This is a genomic window from Pyxidicoccus caerfyrddinensis (assembly GCF_010894405.1).
GTDB lineage: Bacteria > Myxococcota > Myxococcia > Myxococcales > Myxococcaceae > Myxococcus > Myxococcus caerfyrddinensis.
Window position 1 is genome coordinate 156,562 of sequence record NZ_JAAIYA010000009.1, and the last position, 15,877, is coordinate 172,438.

The 15,877-nt window shown below is 73.3% G+C and carries 11 protein-coding genes; 6 read left to right on the top strand and 5 right to left on the bottom strand.

The genetic code is table 11. From position 1 onward, the window contains the following. Position 1: 1 nt before the first annotated feature. Positions 2–5,131: a hypothetical protein gene (locus tag G4D86_RS52195; RefSeq protein ID WP_205519691.1), complete on the bottom strand. Its 5,130-nt coding sequence runs from the start codon at positions 5,129–5,131 to the stop codon at positions 2–4. A gap of 22 nt (positions 5,132–5,153) precedes the next feature. On the opposite strand from G4D86_RS52195, the gene G4D86_RS22890 reads away from it, so the two are divergent. Both G4D86_RS22890 and G4D86_RS22895 read left to right on the top strand, forming a co-directional pair. Further along, positions 5,154–6,173 carry a glycosyltransferase family 2 protein gene (locus tag G4D86_RS22890; protein WP_163996120.1) on the top strand — a complete coding sequence of 340 codons (1,020 nt, stop codon included), beginning with the start codon at positions 5,154–5,156 and terminating at the stop codon, positions 6,171–6,173. A gap of 42 nt (positions 6,174–6,215) precedes the next feature. Beyond that, positions 6,216–7,871 carry a DUF255 domain-containing protein gene (locus tag G4D86_RS22895; protein WP_163996121.1) on the top strand — a complete coding sequence of 552 codons (1,656 nt, stop codon included), beginning with the start codon at positions 6,216–6,218 and terminating at the stop codon, positions 7,869–7,871. A 1-nt stretch (position 7,872) separates the two neighbouring features. On the opposite strand, the gene G4D86_RS22900 is transcribed toward G4D86_RS22895, so the two are convergent. Continuing rightward, positions 7,873–8,811: an RluA family pseudouridine synthase gene (locus G4D86_RS22900; RefSeq protein WP_163996122.1), complete on the bottom strand. Its 939-nt coding sequence runs from the start codon at positions 8,809–8,811 to the stop codon at positions 7,873–7,875. A 191-nt stretch (positions 8,812–9,002) separates the two neighbouring features. Here G4D86_RS22900 and G4D86_RS22905 point away from each other — a divergent pair, with 191 nt between their 5' ends. After that, positions 9,003–10,523 carry a gluzincin family metallopeptidase gene (locus G4D86_RS22905; protein ID WP_163996123.1) on the top strand — a complete coding sequence of 507 codons (1,521 nt, stop codon included), beginning with the start codon at positions 9,003–9,005 and terminating at the stop codon, positions 10,521–10,523. A 19-nt stretch (positions 10,524–10,542) separates the two neighbouring features. On the opposite strand, the gene G4D86_RS22910 is transcribed toward G4D86_RS22905, so the two are convergent. The 3 genes from G4D86_RS22910 to G4D86_RS22920 all read right to left on the bottom strand — a co-directional run bounded on the left by G4D86_RS22910 (position 10,543) and on the right by G4D86_RS22920 (position 12,825). Then, entirely contained in the window at positions 10,543–10,908 is a 366-nt protein-coding gene (locus G4D86_RS22910; protein WP_163996124.1) for a hypothetical protein, read from the bottom strand. A 149-nt stretch (positions 10,909–11,057) separates the two neighbouring features. Beyond that, a complete protein-coding gene (locus G4D86_RS22915; RefSeq protein WP_163996125.1) occupies positions 11,058–11,585 on the bottom strand; it encodes a hypothetical protein in 528 nt (175 codons plus the stop codon). 202 nt (positions 11,586–11,787) lie between these two features. Next, positions 11,788–12,825, bottom strand: a complete 1,038-nt coding sequence (locus G4D86_RS22920; protein WP_163996126.1) for a hypothetical protein — start codon at positions 12,823–12,825, stop codon at positions 11,788–11,790. Positions 12,826–13,359: 534 nt separating this feature from the next. Here G4D86_RS22920 and G4D86_RS53040 point away from each other — a divergent pair. From G4D86_RS53040 to G4D86_RS22935, 3 genes are all read left to right on the top strand, one after another. After that, positions 13,360–13,905, top strand: coding sequence for a DUF2058 family protein (locus tag G4D86_RS53040; protein ID WP_240360421.1), 546 nt, complete (start codon positions 13,360–13,362; stop codon positions 13,903–13,905). Between the two features lie 205 nt (positions 13,906–14,110). Beyond that, the gene (locus G4D86_RS22930) at positions 14,111–14,917 is read left to right on the top strand and encodes a sterol desaturase family protein (RefSeq protein WP_163996128.1); all 807 of its coding nucleotides are present in this window, start codon (positions 14,111–14,113) and stop codon (positions 14,915–14,917) included. 69 nt (positions 14,918–14,986) lie between these two features. Further along, on the top strand, positions 14,987–15,748 hold the full coding sequence (locus G4D86_RS22935) for an SDR family NAD(P)-dependent oxidoreductase (RefSeq protein ID WP_163996129.1): 762 nt from the start codon (positions 14,987–14,989) through the stop codon (positions 15,746–15,748). Positions 15,749–15,877: the final 129 nt, after the last annotated feature.

Consider the following 15,877-nt stretch of genomic DNA (forward strand, 5'->3'; position numbering starts at 1 on the left):
GTCAGCGCGGCGCGCGCAGCTCGAGGTAGCGCTCGGACGCGGCGAAGCGCAGCAACTCCACCAGCTCCGCATCCGGGTTGTGGCGCGCGCGCAGGACGGCGAGCGCCGGGCCCACGCTCCCGCAGGCGACGAGCCCCGCGCGGTTGGCGGAGTCGCGCGCCGCGTCCGCGAGCGAGGAGGCGTTGAAGTCGCGGGTGCCGACGTCCAGCAGCGCGACGGCGCGCTCCAGGGCACGAGGCGACAGGGACTCGCGCACCACGCGGGCGTCGGAGCTGGAGGCGCGCGGGTCCTTCAGGATGGTGGACAGCAGGGCCAGGGCGCGCAGGAGCTGGCCGCCCTTGAGGGCGCGCAGGGCGAGCAGGTCCGGGGACAGCGACAGCAGCGCGCGGCCGGCGTGGAAGCGCAGCTCGGCGGCGGACGGAGGCTGCTGGATGGTGAGCCGCCCCACGAGCAGGCGCGGCTGGCCCACGTGGACGGCGGTGAAGGGCGGGCCCTCGTCCTCGGCGAGGACGAGCTCGGGCAGGTGGACGTCGAGCAGACGCGCGGCGGTGTGGAGCGCGTCGAGGACGGCGGGGGCGCCAGGGCCGGAGGCGGCGCGCAGGGGCGCGGTGGTGCCGGCGGCGCGCCCCTGGGCGGGGAAGAGGCGGCAGAGGGCGATGCCGGTGCACGCGAGCAGCTCTCCCGAGGGCGTGCGGAGGCCGGGGTGGCGCAGGCCGGCGCGCTCCTCGGAGGTGAGCGGCTGGCGCTGAGGGCGCGGGGGGGATGCCGGGGACTCGCGGCCTTCGAGCGCGTCGGCGATTTCGCGCATCAGCGAGGCGCGGCCGGCGTCTCCGCGGCTGTCGAAGTACTCGGCGGACTCGCGGTAGGGCTTCGGGTCGAGCGGGCGCTCGCGGAGGTGCCGGAAGAAGTTGGGCTCGGTGTCGGGGGACGGCTCGGAGACGGCGGGAGCCTCGCGCGTCTCGGAGGCGCCGGGGCCGACGCGGGCCGCGGGCTCGGGAGGCTTCGCGGCGGCGGGGCGGGCCGGGGCGGGCGCGGAGACGGTGCCCTCCCCGCGCGCGCGGACGATGCGGCGCACCGGGTCCATGCGGCCGGGAGGCGCTTCCCAGGAGATGACGCGGGTGTTGGCGACCGGCTCCTCGGAGCCCAGCTCCATGGACTCTTCTTCACCCATGAGGTCCGTGGCCTTCGCGGCGCGGGCCGGTGGCTCGGTGTCGGCGGTACCTGGACGGGGGGCGGAACGGGCATTGAAGCCGAGGGCCCGGGTCGGCGCGATGGGCTCGTCGTCGCCCAGCATGGGAGCGGCGGGCGGAGGTGCGGCCTTGTCTGCACGCGCGGCCGGGTTGCGGGACTTCGCCGCGGGGTCGCGCGATGGCGGCGAGGCTTGCGCAGTTGGGGCGGGGCCCGCGGCGGCGGGGGCCGTGGAGCGTGGCTCGGGACGACCCGGAGAGGCGGCTGGAGCACCTAGCAGAGACGCGGCGCCCACAGGCGCGGAACGTTGTTCGGCGCGGGCCGACGGCGCAGCGGCGACGGGAGCTGCTCCACCTGACGCGGAAGCGCGTTGCTCGGCTCGGGCCGAGGGTGATGCGGACACGGGGGGCGCGGGTGCACGCTGCTCGGAACGGGCGGGCGACGCGGCCGGTGAACCCGGAGCGGAAGCTGCACCGCCTGACGCGGAGGCACGCTGCTCAGCGCGGTTTGCGGGCGCTGCTTGCGACCCCGGAGCGGGAGACGCGCCACCTGACGCGGAGGCACGCTGCTCCGAACGGGCAGCCGGCGAACCTGCGGGAGCGACTCCACCTGACGCGGGAGCACGCGGCTCGACTGGGGGCGCGGACGTGCGCTCGCCACGTGGTGACGCGGCACCGGCCGCGGAGGAGGCCGCACTGGCTCCAGCTGCAGCCGCCGAGCGCTCCGCACGTGACGCCGGAGCGTCCTTGTCCTTGGACTGCGCGGCCTTCCCCGCTGGAGACGCCGAGGCCTTCTCAGCCCGTTTCCGCGAACGCGCGGAAGGCCCCGGTGCGGCCCCGTCACTGGACGCCGGAGACACGTCGCCGCCGCGTCCCTTCGCGCCTGCCTCTTTCTTGTTGGAGGCCTGTGCCTCGGCAGCAGAGGGCGGGACGATGACGTCCGTGTTGGAGGTGATTTCGTTGGCGAGCGCCTCGATGCCCGAGGGCGTGAGGGACAGCGTCGCGGGAGCCGGGACGAGCGGCGACTTCGGCCCGCTCGGCTCACGCCGGGGCGTGGCGCTGCGAGGCGGCTCCGGAGGCGGAAGCTCGCGCTCCTCGCGCGCCTGTCGCAGGCCCTCCGCACGACGCGCGTAGACCTGCGCACGCTCGGGATTGCGCAGGACGTCCCGCCAGAGCCGCGCGAGCCGCTCCCAGGCCTGCTCGCGCTCCGCTTCGTCCTCGGTGGCCGTCGCCGCATGTTCGAGCGCCCAGGCCGCTTCGCCCATGTTCCCGCGCGCGGTGAGGCGGTCCACCAGCAGCAGCCACGCCTCCTTGTGGCCGGGCTCGTAGCGCACCGCCTGGCGCAGCTCGTTCAGCGCGGCCTCGGCGTCGCCCTGCGCGTCCAGCGTGTCCACCAGCTCCAGCCGGGCCTGACGGGCGGCGGGGCCTCGCGACTCCCGGGCAAGCTGGGCCCGGAGGTGCTGGCCGAGCGTCTTCGAGTCGCCCAGCTTCCGCGCGAGCGCCACCAACTGTGTGCGGGCATGCTCGCTGTCGGGGCTCTCCGCGAGCACCTCCGTCCAGGCCCACTGCGCCAGGCGCAGGTCACCCAGGGACTCCTCCGCCACCTGCGCGAGCATGCGCAGCCCTTCGAGCCGGTCCAGCGCGCGGCGGGGAGCCGTGGCGAGCGCGAGTCGGAGCCGCTCGGCGATGGCGGGACGCTCCGCATCGGCGACACAGCGAAGCAGCCCCGCGAGCACGGGCAACATCCCCGGCGCGAGCGCCTCCGCCGCCTCGAAGTCCGAGCGCGCCCTGCCCGGCTCGCCCATGTGGAGCCAGCGCTCCCCGCGAGTCAGGAGCGCACCGGCGCGAGCCCGGGCCGTGCGGGCCCGCTGGATGGCCTCATCGAGCGCGCGCCGCACCAGCGACGCATCGCCGCGCGTGGATAGCAGCCGGACCTGCTCACGGAGCGCGGTGCGGTCGCCAGTCAGCTCGACGATTTCCCGGTACATGCGCGCGGCCCCGGAAGGGTCCTGGAGCTCGTTCTCCATCACCTCCGCGAGGCGCGTCAGGGCCTCCGCGCGCACGGTCGCGTCCTTCGCCCGGTCCGCGCGCTTGAGGTAGAGCTGCGCCAGCTCGCGCCAGGCCTGACGCGCGATGAGCTGGGCCTCCAGCTTCTGCGAGCGGGCCAGCTCCTCCGAGTCCTCGGCGCGCGGGCCCGGCGCGGCGGCACGAGCGGCCCCCGAAGCCTGTGTATCCGCGCCGTCCGTTCGAGCCCGCCCCGTCGCCGCGCTCGCGCCTTGAGCGGCAGATGCGGAGGCGGCTGGAGGCGTGGCCTGTCCCGGCGGAGGAGCACCGACGCGGGCGGAAGCGGAGCCCGAGAGCGCGGCCTCCAGGTCCGCCATGGAGACTTCCTGCGTATCCACGGGCGACGCCGCCGGAACAGCAGCGTGCTTCTCGGGAGCGCTCGTGGCGGGCGCCTGCGTTCGCTCCACGCGCTCGGGAGATGCTTCCGCTGTCCGAGGCGTCCCCTTCTCCGACGGCTTCGCTTCCGGAGGAGCTCCGCGAGATGCATCGTTCGGGGGGACTGGCGGAGCTTCGAACGTGAGCTCGCTCGTCGGCTCGTCATCCGCCCAGGGATTGGCGCGAGGAACCTGCGCACGGCCGTCCCTCGCTGGAGGCCGCTCCTCGAGCTCCGAGGGGGACTCCGCCCACGGAACGGACAGATGCTGTGAACCACCAGCAGGCTGCGAGGGAGCGGTCGGGCTCACTGACTCGCCCAAGCGGGGCAGCTCCTCCGCTGGCTTGCGCGACTCGGAGGACGGTGCGCCCGAAGGCACCACGATGGCGGGCATCTCCAACAACGTCGGCCGCGACTCGAATGCGGGCACGCGCGAAGCCGCGCTCACCGCAGGCATCTCACCCGCCGTCGAACGCGCTTTGGGAGCTGGCTCGTTCGAAGCCGCCCCCGCCGTCGGACGCGCAGGAGAAGTGGGCTCATCCGAGGACACACCCACGGCGGGCATCTCCACCACCGTCGGCCGCGACTCGGGAACGGGCGGGTTCGCGGCGCCAACCACCGCCGGCATCTCCACCTCCGTCTTCGAGCGCGACTCCGCCAGCGCCGAGCCGACCGCTGGCATCTCCACCTCCGTCCTCGTGCGCGACTCGGCCTGGGACGCGTCGGGCATCCGTCCTGGCGAGGACCAGGGCACATGCGGAACGGGCGGCGGTGCCGCGGGGAAGGCCACTGCCGTCTTTTCCCGGGGCTCGGCGGGCGCCGCCGTGGGGAAGGCCACCGCCGTCTTCTCGCGAGGCACGGCCTTCTGCGACGCACTGGAGGCCGACTCGAGGAGCGTGTGCTCCCGGTAGCTGCTGGAGCCCTCGTCCCAGACGGCGGGGGCCTGGACTCCGGACTTCAAGGTCGGCAGCTTCCCCAGCACAGCGCTGGCAGCAGGCCCACCCGCCGCCGCCGGCTGTGCCTCCGTGCCGCCCCGAAGCTCGCGCTCCCGGAGCACCTGGAGCACGCGCCGGGCCCGCCGGTCATCCGGGCGCTCCGCCAGCACGGCTTCCAGCGCGGCAATGGCGCGAGGCACCTGCCCCACCCGCCGCAGCACTCGCGCGAGCTGCCGTTGCACCGCGCGGCGGACGTCGGGCGTCTGCCCCGGCGTGGCATCCAGGAGGGTAATCGCGGCGGCCTCGGTACCGGCGAGCAGGGCGAAGCGCACGAGCGCGGCGGCCAGGCGCGGCGTCATCGGCTCGGTGTGGCTGGCGCGGGCGAGCTGACCGAAGGCACGGGCGGCGGAGCCTTCGCGCAACATGTCCAGGGCGGACCGCAGTTGCCGGTCCACCGTGTCTCGCGCAGCCTCCTCCGGCCTCACGTCGGGCGCGCCGGCTCGCAGCGCGTCCTGTCGGGCGGCTGCGGGCTCCGGCGTGCCGGCGCTCTTGCCGTTTCTCACGCCACCCATGGGTGCGGCAGTCTACACAACGATGCCCCTCCCGGTTGTCACCGTCCTTCTCCCTGCAAGAAATGCCGAGTCCACCGTGGCCCGGGCCGTGGAGAGCCTCCTGGCAGGCACCCTCCGGGACGTCCGCATTCTCGCCGTGGATGACGGTTCCACCGACGGTACGCGCGGGGTGCTGGAGGGGCTGGCTGCTCGGGATGCCCGGGTGGAGGTACTTGACGGCGGGGGCCGAGGGCTGGTGGCGGCCCTGAACCTGGGACTGGGCGCAGCCACCTCGCCCTACGTGGCCCGGATGGACGCGGACGACGAGGCCCTGCCCCGCCGGCTGGAGGCGAGCGTGGAGGCCCTCGACGCCGAGCCCCACCTCGCCGGCGTGGGCACGGGCGTGGAGGTGTTCCGCGAGGACCAGCCGGTGAGCCCCTCCTTCCAGGCGTACGCGGCATGGCTCAACGGGCTCACCTCCGCCGAGCGTCTCTACCGCGAGCGCTTCATCGAGAGCCCCGTGTGCCACCCCTCGGTGTGCCTGCGCCGCGACGCCGTGGTGGCCGCGGGCGGCTGGCGTCACGGAGACTTCCCCGAGGACTACGCGCTGTGGCTGGAGCTGATGGACAGGGGCCACGGCCTGCGCAACGTCGCGGAGGTGCTGCTGCGCTGGCGGGACAGCAGCCAGCGGCTGACGTGGACGGACCCTCGCTACGCGGTGCGGCGCTTCACCTGGACGAAGGCGCACTACCTCGTGCGCGGGCGGGGGCCACTGGCGGACGGGCGTCCCTGCACCGTGTGGGGCGCGGGCCCGAGCGGCAAGACGCTGGCGCGCTTCCTCCGCGAAGAGGGAGCGACGGTGGAGCGCTTCGTGGAGGTCCACCCGCGCAAGGTGGGCACGCGCATCCAGGACACGCCCGTGGTGTCAGCCAACGCCCTGGGCCCGCCCGGACAAAGCCACCTGCTGGTCTGCGTCGGCGTGCGCTGGGCGCGAGAGGAGATTCGCGCGGACCTGACCTCGCGAGGCTGGGTGGAGGGGCAGGACTTCACCTGCGCGGCGTGACGGGGCGAAACCACCCGGGCGGCATGGCCGTACAGGGGGCATATGCACCGCGTCCCGCCGTGGGTCCTCCTGCTGCTGACAGTCGCCTGCCACCCCGCCACGGTGGCGCCTTCGCGCGGGCTCGTCCGGCCGGGGACACCGGCGCGCGTGGACATCGTCCAGGCTCGCGACCAGGGACTGGAGCAGGCCTTCCAGTGGGAGTCGTGGGGCCCGGAGGCCTTCGCGCGGGCGAAGCGCGAGGGCCGGTACATCCTCGTCGATGGCGCGGCGGAGTGGTGCCACTGGTGCCACGTCATGGACGAGACGACCTATCGGGACGCGGAGGTGGGCCGACTGCTGCGCGAGCGCTTCGTCACCATCCGCGTGGACGTGGACGCGCGCCCCGACCTGGCGGAGCGCTGGGTGGACTACGGCTGGCCCGCCACCATCCTGCTCACGCCGGACGCGGAGGAGGTGGGCAAGTATCGCGGCTACCTGCCGCCGGAGCGCCTGCGACCGCTGCTCCAGCGCGTGGAGGCGCTGTCTCGCGAGACCCGTGAATCCTCGGGAGCGCATGTGGTCGACGTGCCGGCGACGCCAGGGTTGCTGCCCTGGGTGGCGGCGCGCACGGTGCTCGCGCTGGACGGTTGGTACGACGCGCGCGAGGGCGGCTGGGGCGACTTCCAGAAGTTGCCACTGGGTGGCAATACGGAGTTCGAGGTGCGACGGGCGGCGCGAGGCGACACCGCGGCACGGCAGCGGGTGGTCTTCACGTTGGGGCGCCAGCGCGCGGTGCTGGACCCGGTGTGGGGCGGCGTCTACCAGTACTCGGCCGGGAAGGACTGGACGGACCCGCACTTCGAGAAGCTGATGGTGATGCAGGCACCGAACCTGGAGGCATATGCGCGCGCGTGGGCGCTCACGCGTGAGCCGGCGCTGCTGGCGGATGCGCGGGGCATCGCGCGCTACATGGAGGGCTTCCTCGGCGCACCGGATGGGACGTTCTTCACGAACCAGGACGCGGACGTGGGCGCGCATGACCGGAGCGTGCCCTTCGTGGACGGGCACGTGTACTACGCGAAGGACGACGCGGGCCGCCGCGCGCTGGGCCTGCCCTGGGTGGACTCGCATGTGTACGCGCGGGAGAACGGGCTGGCCATCTCCGCCCTCATGGCGCTGCACGAGGTGACGGGGGATGCGGCACCTCTGGAGCGTGCGCGCCGGGCCATGGACGTGTTGCTCGGCAGCCACGTGGTGGGAGGCGCGGTGTGGCGGGAGAAGGGCACGCGCTCGGGGCCGCGCTTCCTCGCGGACGCGGCGGCGCTCGGCCGGGCGCTGGCGGTGCTGGCGCGGGTGACGGGAGAGGCGCGCTACCGCGAGGCCGCCGAGCAGGTGGCTCGAAAGATGATGGCGGACTTCGCCAGCGCGGAAGGCGGCGCGCTCCACGAGATGACGCCTGACTCGGATGCCGTCGGCGTGTTCGCGCGAAGGGAGCGGCCGTTCGTCCACAACGTCGCGGCGGCGCGCTTCCTCGCGGCGCTGCACGTGCTCACGGGGGATGCAGCGTGGCGCGAGCGCGGACGTGAATTGCTGGCCGCGGTGGCAACGCCGAGGACGCTGACCGACCAGGGCCGGATGCTGGGCGACTTCCTCCTCGCGGCGGACGAGCTGGGCGTGGTGCCCTGGTCGGAGCCCTCGGCCACGGCGCGGAGTCCGTGACTCAGCTCCCCTGCGCGCCCCCGATGGGCCCCTGTGGAACCGCGACACCCACCGCCGTGAAGAAGCGCAGCAGGTCTTCCGGCACCGCCGCCTCCACCCGCAGCACCTGTCCCGTGCTCGGGTGTGCCAGCTCCAGCGCCTGCGCGTGCAACAGACAGCGAGACGCCTCCATCCCACCCGCCTTCTTCGCCCCGCCATAGCGCGCGTCCCCGAGAATCGGCGCGCCGAGCGCCGTCAGGTGCGCGCGGAGCTGGTGCGTGCGGCCCGTGTGCGGCAGCAACTCCACCACGCAGAACTCCGGGCCCGAATGGAGCGTGCGGAAATCCGTCAGCGCGGGCACGCCATTCGCCGCGCGAGTTGCCCGCCAACGTCCGGGGCGTGACGGGTCCTTCGACAGCGGCAGGTCCACCGTCCCCGACGGCGGCAGCCCCGGTCCCGTGGCCGCCACGTACCGCTTGCGCGCACGTCCCTCGCGGAACTCCGCGGCCAGCGCCGACGTGGCGTCCGCCGACTTCCCGAACACCGTGACGCCGGATGTCTCCCTGTCGAGCCGGTGGACCAGCCCCGCCTCGCGTCCCAGGTGCGCGCTCACGAGGTCCACCAGGCTCCCGCCCACGCGTCCCTCGGTGGGCTGCGCCGTCAGTCCCGCCGGCTTGTCCACGGCGATGACGTCCGCGTCCTCGTAGAGCACGCGCAGCACCGGTGCCGGGACCGACTCCGCCAGGGCGCTCTGCCCGCCCTCCTCCAGCACCACCATCACCACCTGCCCGGCCGTGAGCTTCGCCGCCGCGTCCCGGCTCCGCCGCCCCGCGATGTACACGGCGCCCACGTCCACCAGCTTGCGCGCTTCCGCCTCCGGCATGCCCAGCTCGGAAGCCACCGCGTCCGCCACGGCCCGCCCCACCACCGCGCCCTCCGCGCGGAACGTCCTGCGCTTCACAGCCGCACCTCACTCACGAAGAACTCCCATGCGCCAGGGCCACCATGCACCCGGGCAGGCCCTGCCACCCCGTCCTGCTGCCGCAATCCACGTTCAGCCCCATCCATGCGCAGGGCGCGGGTGTCATGCGGCGGCACTCTACGCCCGCATCACCCTTCCGCGCCGTCCGCTTCCTGTTACCTTCCGCGCCCATGGACCGTCCCCTGCACTCCGTGCGTACGCGGCTGGACGACTTCCTCGCCGAGCTGGCCACGCTTCACTACCGGCATGGCGCCGGCCTCTCGCCGACGCTGCCCGTCTCCAGCCTCTACGCCTCCTTCCCCGAGCTGTCCTCCCCGGACACCTTCGCCGCCGCCAACGAGGCCCTCGCCAAGGCCCGCACCAAGGACGACCCGCTCGCCGTCCGCCGCCTCCAGTTGCTCCGCGAGCTGGTGGCCACCCAGGTGGAGGAGGCGCTCGGCGCCCGTCCCGCCGAGGCCGTGGCCACCCTGGAGGCCCAGTCCCAGCTCCCCGTGGACGACCGGACGCTCTCCCTCGCCGAGGCGCTCGATGAGCTCCCCCGCGAGTCCCACCGCGACCGCCGCACCCTGCTGGAGCGCGCCGTCGGCAACTTCCTCTGGGAGCGCCGCGGCCCCTATGGGGACAGGCGCGAGGCGGCTCTCATCACCGCGGAGCGGCTGGGCGCGAAGGACTACCCGTCCCTGCGCGAGGACATCACCGGCATCGCCTACGGCAAGCTCGTGGAAGCTGCCGCGGAGACGCTCCGGCGCACCGAGGACGCCTACCGCGACGTGCTCGGCTACGTCCTCAAGAAGGTGGACCCGCAGCTGCGCCCGTTCCCCGCGGGAGAAGCGCGCCGGCATGACCTCCAGCACGCGCTCCAGGCCCCGTGGATGTTCCCCTTCTTCCGGCGCGAGGACACCTTCCCCGCCGTGACGCGCTGGCTCGGCGAGTGGGACCTCACGCCCAACGCCAACGGCCGCATCCGCATCGACGACGAGGCGCGCCCCGGCAAGGCGCCCCGCCCCTTCGTCGCCAGCGTGCGCGTGCCGGACGAGGTGCGCCTCGTGATTCAGCCGCGCGGCGGCATGGATGCACTGGCCGGCTTCCTCCACGAGATGGGCCACGCGCAGCACCGCGCCCACGTGTCGGAGACGCTGCCCATGGAGCTGCGCCGGCTGGGCGACGCTTCCGTGACGGAAGCGTACGCGGCCCTCTTCGAGCGGCTGCTGCTGTCCCCCAGCTGGCTCAAGCGCTACCTGGATCTGCCCACCGTGACTGCGCGCGACACCGTGCGGCTGGCCGCGTTCCAGGCCCTCGCGGTGCTGCGCCGCCACTGCGCGAAGCTGTCCTACGAGCTGTCACTCAGCCGCCGCGGCCCCTCGGCGGAGCGCGCGGACGAGTACGCGGACGGGCAGCGCCAGGCACTCTTCGTCGAGCCGCACCCGGGCTTCTTCCTCCACGACGTGGACCCGCAGCTGTACACGGCGCACTACCTGCGCGCGTGGGCGCTGGAGACGCGGCTCACCGCCCGTCTCACGGAGCGCTTCAACGAGGACTATTGGAGGAATCCCGCCGCCGCCGCCTGGCTCAGGGGGCTGTTCGCGCGGGGAGGTACGGACGACGCGGAAGGATTGGCCACAGAGGTCTCGGGCACGCCGCTGGCTGTGCCCGAGGCCGGGGAGCGCCTCGTGGCCATCCTCAACCGGTAGTGGTGACTCCGCGAGGGGACTACTTCTTCTTGCGGAGTGCCCGGACGATCTTGTCCTTCGTCGCGTTCGCCGACGCCTTGGCGGGCGCGGGCGCGGGCGCGGGCGCAGGCGTCATCACCTGCTTGTTGTTGCCGCTGGCCACCGTCTTGCCGCCCGCACGGGCGCGCATGGCCTTGAGCAGCTGCATCTCGATGACGAGAAGCTCGTCGCCAAGCTCCTCGTTGTCACCCGCGGCGCGGGGAAGCGGAGCACGGGTGCTGGAAGCGCCGGCACCGTGCCGCATGCGCAGAACCCTCTCCTCCTCGGCGGAAAGCGTGCGCGTCTTCTCCAGCGCCGCCTTGACCTCCTTGGCCGTCACCGTGCTACTTCCCACCTTGCGCTCCATCGCCGCTCCCTTGCTGTGTGGCCCGCTGAACGTCCGTACATGTCGGACGCGTCCGAGCCGCAACCGTCGAGGATTGTAGAGGACGCAAGAGTGAGCGCAAATTTTCTTCCAACAGGTCGCTGCCGGGCTGTAGCGCCCGGGGCCTCGCGCTACAGGCGGAAGCCGAGCCCGAGGTACCCCGAAGTCAGAGCCTGCCGTTCACCGGAGAACGGGTCTCCCCCGGCGGAGAAGTTCTGGTAGCGGGCCTCGGCGGAGAGAAAGAGCTGGCGCCCCAGCTCCACGCCCACCCCGCCACACAGCTCCGCGCCCACCTGCAGCGAGCGCGAGGCGGCCACGTCCTGCTTCTCGTGGGCCACCAGCAGGCTGGCCCCGGCGCCCAGGTAGGGCCGCACGCGCCGGGGGCCCGGGGGCGTAATCCGGATGGACATGGGGGTGGCCTCGGTGCGCCGGCGGCTGGAGGCCACGTGCCCGCCGACCTCCATGACGGCGTACTCCTTGCGGTAGCCCCAGCCCAGGCTCGCGGTGTAGCCCCGCTCGTGGGCCCCGTCCGTGTCCGTCAGGACGTAGGCCCCCACCGGCGCGACGGTGACGCCCAGGTTGCGCAGGGGCGGCTCGGCGCGCGCCACGGGTGCGACGAGGCTGGCAAGGCAGGACAGGAGGGCGGCGAGACGGCGCATGCCCGGGCGTTGAGCAAGGCCTACGCCATGCCTGGAAGTCCAATGAAGTCAGGGGCTTGCGGGGCGGGCCGAGGCACCCTGCCACCCGCGTCCGGGCGGGCCGGTCAGGGCGGGCGAGCAGCCTCCTGCGCACGTGCGCGCCGCGGCTCACATGACGCGGGGGCCAGAGGCACAACGCACCCGGTGGCCCCCACGCCTCGAATCAGTTGGCTTCTTCTTCCTCGGGCTCGGGCGGGGCCTCGGCGCCGGGCTTGTCCTTGTCGGCGCCCTCGGGCTTCTTGCGCTCGATGCCGAAGGCGTCCAGCGCGTCGGCGATGCCCTGGGGCTTGTCCGCGTCGGGGAGGAAGTCCTCCGGCGGCTGGAGCTTCGGGTCCTGCCCCAGCTCGCTGATGGCGGACTCCAGCGTCAGGCGCAGCTCGGCGGCCTCGGGCGTCTTCTCCGAGGGCACCCCGATGCGGCCATCCAGCCGGGCCTTGAGGACCACGGACGTCTCCGCGTCCACCACCACCTCGCCGTCCAGCGAGCGCGGCACGCGGTGGGCGAAGAAGGCGGCGCGGCGGCGGGTGCTCTCGTCGACGTTGCCCTTGGGCGCGAACGCCGCGGGCAGCGCGCGGGAGGCGGCGGCTTCCGACGCGGGACCCAGCGTCACGGCGTAGCGCCACGCGGTGCGGCCCTCGTAGGTAATGGTGCCCTCGGGGGCCAGCTTGAGGCGGCCCTGGAAGAGGGTGTCGAAGTCGCGGATGGCGCCGGTCAGCTCCGTGCGGGTGCGCTCGGCCATGCCGCGGTCGCGCAGGCGCTGGCGGAACGGGCCGTAGCGGTTGCGGGCGAACACCTGGCCGCCCACGCGCATGACCTCCAGGCCCTGGTCCCTGGAGTTCTCCAGCACGCCGTGGAAGTCACCGGAGACACCGCCGGGGCCGGCGCGGAAGGTGCGCGTCTCGGTGAGCTTCACCGGGTTGGAGTTGTCGGAGGACCACTCGTAGGACACGCTGGACTGGAAGCGATGGGGGCCCAGTCGCTCGGTCACCTCGGCGGCGTCCATGCCCAGGATGCGGCGGGCCACCTGGGGGTTGCTGGCGACATCCTCGGGGGGCAGCTTCTGCTTCGCGGAGGCCACCACCTTCGGCGGGTCCTCCGGCGAGAAGATGCGTGCCTTGGCCGCCTTGTCGACCGGGTCGGAACAGCCCACGGCGGCCAGCGCCAGGGCGAGGGTGAAGGCGGACTTCTTCAGACGGCTCACGGCTCCTCCAGAGGGGTACAACAGGGCCGGCAAGTTACGTGGGGCATACAGGTGCGGCAAGCAGTGGCTTGCGTGCGGCCGTGCAAGGGATAGAACGCCCATCTCATGCAGAACCTGCGCGACAAGTTATTGAAGGCGGGCCTCGTCACCGAGGAACAGACCAAGAAGGTGGAGTCCTCGCCCGGCCAGACGGAAGCCCGACGGTCCCCTCCCCCGGAGGGCGGCCGTCCAGGCGGAAACCGTTCGGCCCCTCCACGTGACGAGAACCGGACACACGGAGGTCCACCGAGCCGCGAGGGCGGTCCCCGAGAGGGCGGTCCCCGCGACAGCGGTGGCCGTCCGGGCGGCGGCCGTCCCCCTCCCGGAGGCGGTGGCCGCTTCGGCCCTGGCGGCGGTGGCCGTCCTGGCGGCGGGCGTCCCGGAGGCGGCGGTGGCCGTCCCGGTGGCCCCATCCCGCGTTTCGGCGGCCCTCCCCAGCAGGGGCGCCCGGGTGCGGCGGCTCCGTCCGAGAAGGCCATCCCCAAGCTGCCGCCGATGCCCGGCTCCAAGGCGTATCAGCGCGCCGAGTCCAAGAAGCAGGTGGAAATCGACCGGGCGCTGAGGGAGCTGGTGCTCGGCGCCCAGGTGCCTGTCGAGGCGGGCGAGACGGCGTTCTACTTCATGACCCGCAAGGGCAAGCTGCGCAGGCTGGAGCTGAGCCCGGCGCAGGCCAAGCAGCTCGAGGACGGGGAGCTCGGCGTGGTGGAGCGCCCCGAGCCCGCGCAAATCGAGCACTCGCTGGTGCCCGCGGCGGCGGCGGAGCAGATGTACGCGCTGTCGAAGAAGGCCGTGCGCTTCTTCAACCGCAAGGACAACCCCGTCGGCTTCATGAACGACGAGGAGCTCAAGGCCCAGCAGGCGTCCGAGGCCGCCGGCACCGCGCCGGAGCTGTCGGATGAGGCCGAGGGTGGCGAAGCCGCTGAGGGTGCCGAGGCCGCTGAGGCTGCAGGCACCGCCGAGGCCGAAGCCGCTCCCGAGGGCGCCGCCGCGGAGTCCTCCGGGCAGACGCCCGAGGGTGGCCACGAGATCGGCAACGGCTGAGCCGTACCTCTTCCCCTCCCCTGCTCGCATCGGGGAGGGGACCCCCACCGCATCAGTGAGCGGCGTCGGCGGAATGCGCCGATGCCGGTGCGGACCCTGCCGTCACCTCGAGCGCTCCCGTGCATGTCGGCCGGATGCCCGCAGCCTGTGACGTTTCGGGTGCCCCGCAACCCTTCGTGGGCCTCGGGGTTGGCATCAGCACGCCATGGTGGACCCCTACCTCCGGTTGCTGCCCGTCTTGTTCGTCCTCTCGGGCCTGGTGAAGGCCGTGCCGGTGACGGTGGGCTTCGCCCTGGGCCGCACGCGGCTGGCCGAGCGCTGGCGGGTGTTCCGGCGCGCCCTGGCCCCGGGACAGCTCCGGAGCGAGGCGCGAGCGGCCATCGGCGTCGTGGTGTGCGACGCGCTGCTCATCACCGCCTTCCGCACCGCCAACGAGCACCGGTTCGCGCCGTTCAGCGTGGGCGTGGCGCTGCTCACCTTCGCGTGGATGTTCGTGGGCTTCGAGGTGTGGTTCTACGTGACGCACCGGCTGCTGCACACGCGCGCGCTCTACCGGCTGCACGCGCAGCACCACGTGGCGCAGGTGACGGACCCGCTCACGTCGCTGTCCTTCTCCGTGGTGGAGCGGCTGGTGCTGATGGGCGGTGGCTTCGGCCTCGTCCTCGTGGCCATGCAATTCATGCCCGTCACGAAGGTGGGCGTCATGGCGTACATCTTCACCAACTACGCCCTCAACGTGTTCGGCCACGGCAACACGGAGTGGCTGCCCGAGCGCTTCGTGCGCTCCCCGGCCGGGCGCTTCTTCTTCACGCCCACGTTCCACGCCCTGCACCACGCGCGCTACCAGGGACACTACGGCCTCTTCACGCCCGTGTTGGACAGGTGGCTCGGCACGACGTTCGAGGACTACGTGGAGGTCCACGCCCGCGCGCGGGCTGGCGAGGGACTGGAGCGCATCGGCGAGCGCGTTCGCTCTGCGAAACTGCCCGAGGCGCTCGCGCCCACTTCCTGACCCGGGCGGACACTCGTGGCACGCGAGCGTTGATGCCGGAATCAAACTCCGGCGCTAGGCTCCCGGCCCATGACGACAACCCGCAAGACTGTGGTGGTGACGGGCGCGAGCCGGGGCATCGGCCGTGCCGTGGCGCTGGCCTTCGCTCGCGAGGGCCATGGAGTCTGGGCCCTGGCACGCTCGGCGGACGCACTGACGTCCCTGCGCGCCGAGGGCGGGGAGAACATCCGGCCGCACGCGGTGGACGTGGCGGACGAGGCGGCCCTGCTCGCCATCAGCAAGACCATCCTCGCGGACGGCACCCCGCGCGTGCTGGTGAACAACGCCGGCATCACCGTGTCCGCGCCGCTGACGAAGACGCGCACGGAGGACCTGGCGCGCGTCATGGCCGTCAACGTCACCGCGCCCTTCATCCTCTGCCGCGAGCTGATGCCGGCCATGGCCCAGGCGGGCGGCGGACGCGTCATCAACATCGGCTCCATGGCGGCGACGCGCGGGGTGAAGTACACGTCGGCGTACTGCGCGTCCAAGCACGCGCTGCTGGGCCTGTCGCGCGCGCTGGCGGTGGAGTACGCGAAGAAGCAGGTGACGGTGAACGTGGTGAACCCGGGCTGGGTGGAGACGGACATGTTCACCAACGCCACCGCCGCCATCAGCAAGAGCACCGGCCGCACCGACGAGCAGGCGCGCGAGGCGCTCGCGTCGATGAACGCCATGGGCCGCATCATCCAGCCGGAGGAAGTGGCCGCGCTCTGCGTGTTCCTCGCGTCGGATGCGGCGGGCGGCATCACCGGCGCCGCGTACGCCATCGACGGCGGCGAGCAGGGCTGACACTTCACTCCCAATCCGCCTGACTGGCTGCCGGGCCGCCACTCGCGGCCGGGCCTGTTGCGCACCGGGCACCTCATCCCCAGTCTCCGCCATCGCCCGAACGGCAACGGGTGCTTCGCGATGAGGAGG

Bases quoted from the DNA above. Each gene is read 5' to 3' on its own strand.
- G4D86_RS52195 (WP_205519691.1), bottom strand. From the start codon at position 5,131: ATGGGTGGCGTGAGAAACGGCAAGAGCGCCGGCACGCCGGAGCCCGCA.
- G4D86_RS22890 (WP_163996120.1), top strand. From the start codon at position 5,154: ATGCCCCTCCCGGTTGTCACCGTCCTTCTCCCTGCAAGAAATGCCGAG.
- G4D86_RS22895 (WP_163996121.1), top strand. From the start codon at position 6,216: ATGCACCGCGTCCCGCCGTGGGTCCTCCTGCTGCTGACAGTCGCCTGC.
- G4D86_RS22905 (WP_163996123.1), top strand. From the start codon at position 9,003: ATGGACCGTCCCCTGCACTCCGTGCGTACGCGGCTGGACGACTTCCTC.
- G4D86_RS22910 (WP_163996124.1), bottom strand. From the start codon at position 10,908: ATGGAGCGCAAGGTGGGAAGTAGCACGGTGACGGCCAAGGAGGTCAAG.
- G4D86_RS22915 (WP_163996125.1), bottom strand. From the start codon at position 11,585: ATGCGCCGTCTCGCCGCCCTCCTGTCCTGCCTTGCCAGCCTCGTCGCA.
- G4D86_RS53040 (WP_240360421.1), top strand. From the start codon at position 13,360: ATGCCCGGCTCCAAGGCGTATCAGCGCGCCGAGTCCAAGAAGCAGGTG.
- G4D86_RS22930 (WP_163996128.1), top strand. From the start codon at position 14,111: ATGGTGGACCCCTACCTCCGGTTGCTGCCCGTCTTGTTCGTCCTCTCG.
- G4D86_RS22935 (WP_163996129.1), top strand. From the start codon at position 14,987: ATGACGACAACCCGCAAGACTGTGGTGGTGACGGGCGCGAGCCGGGGC.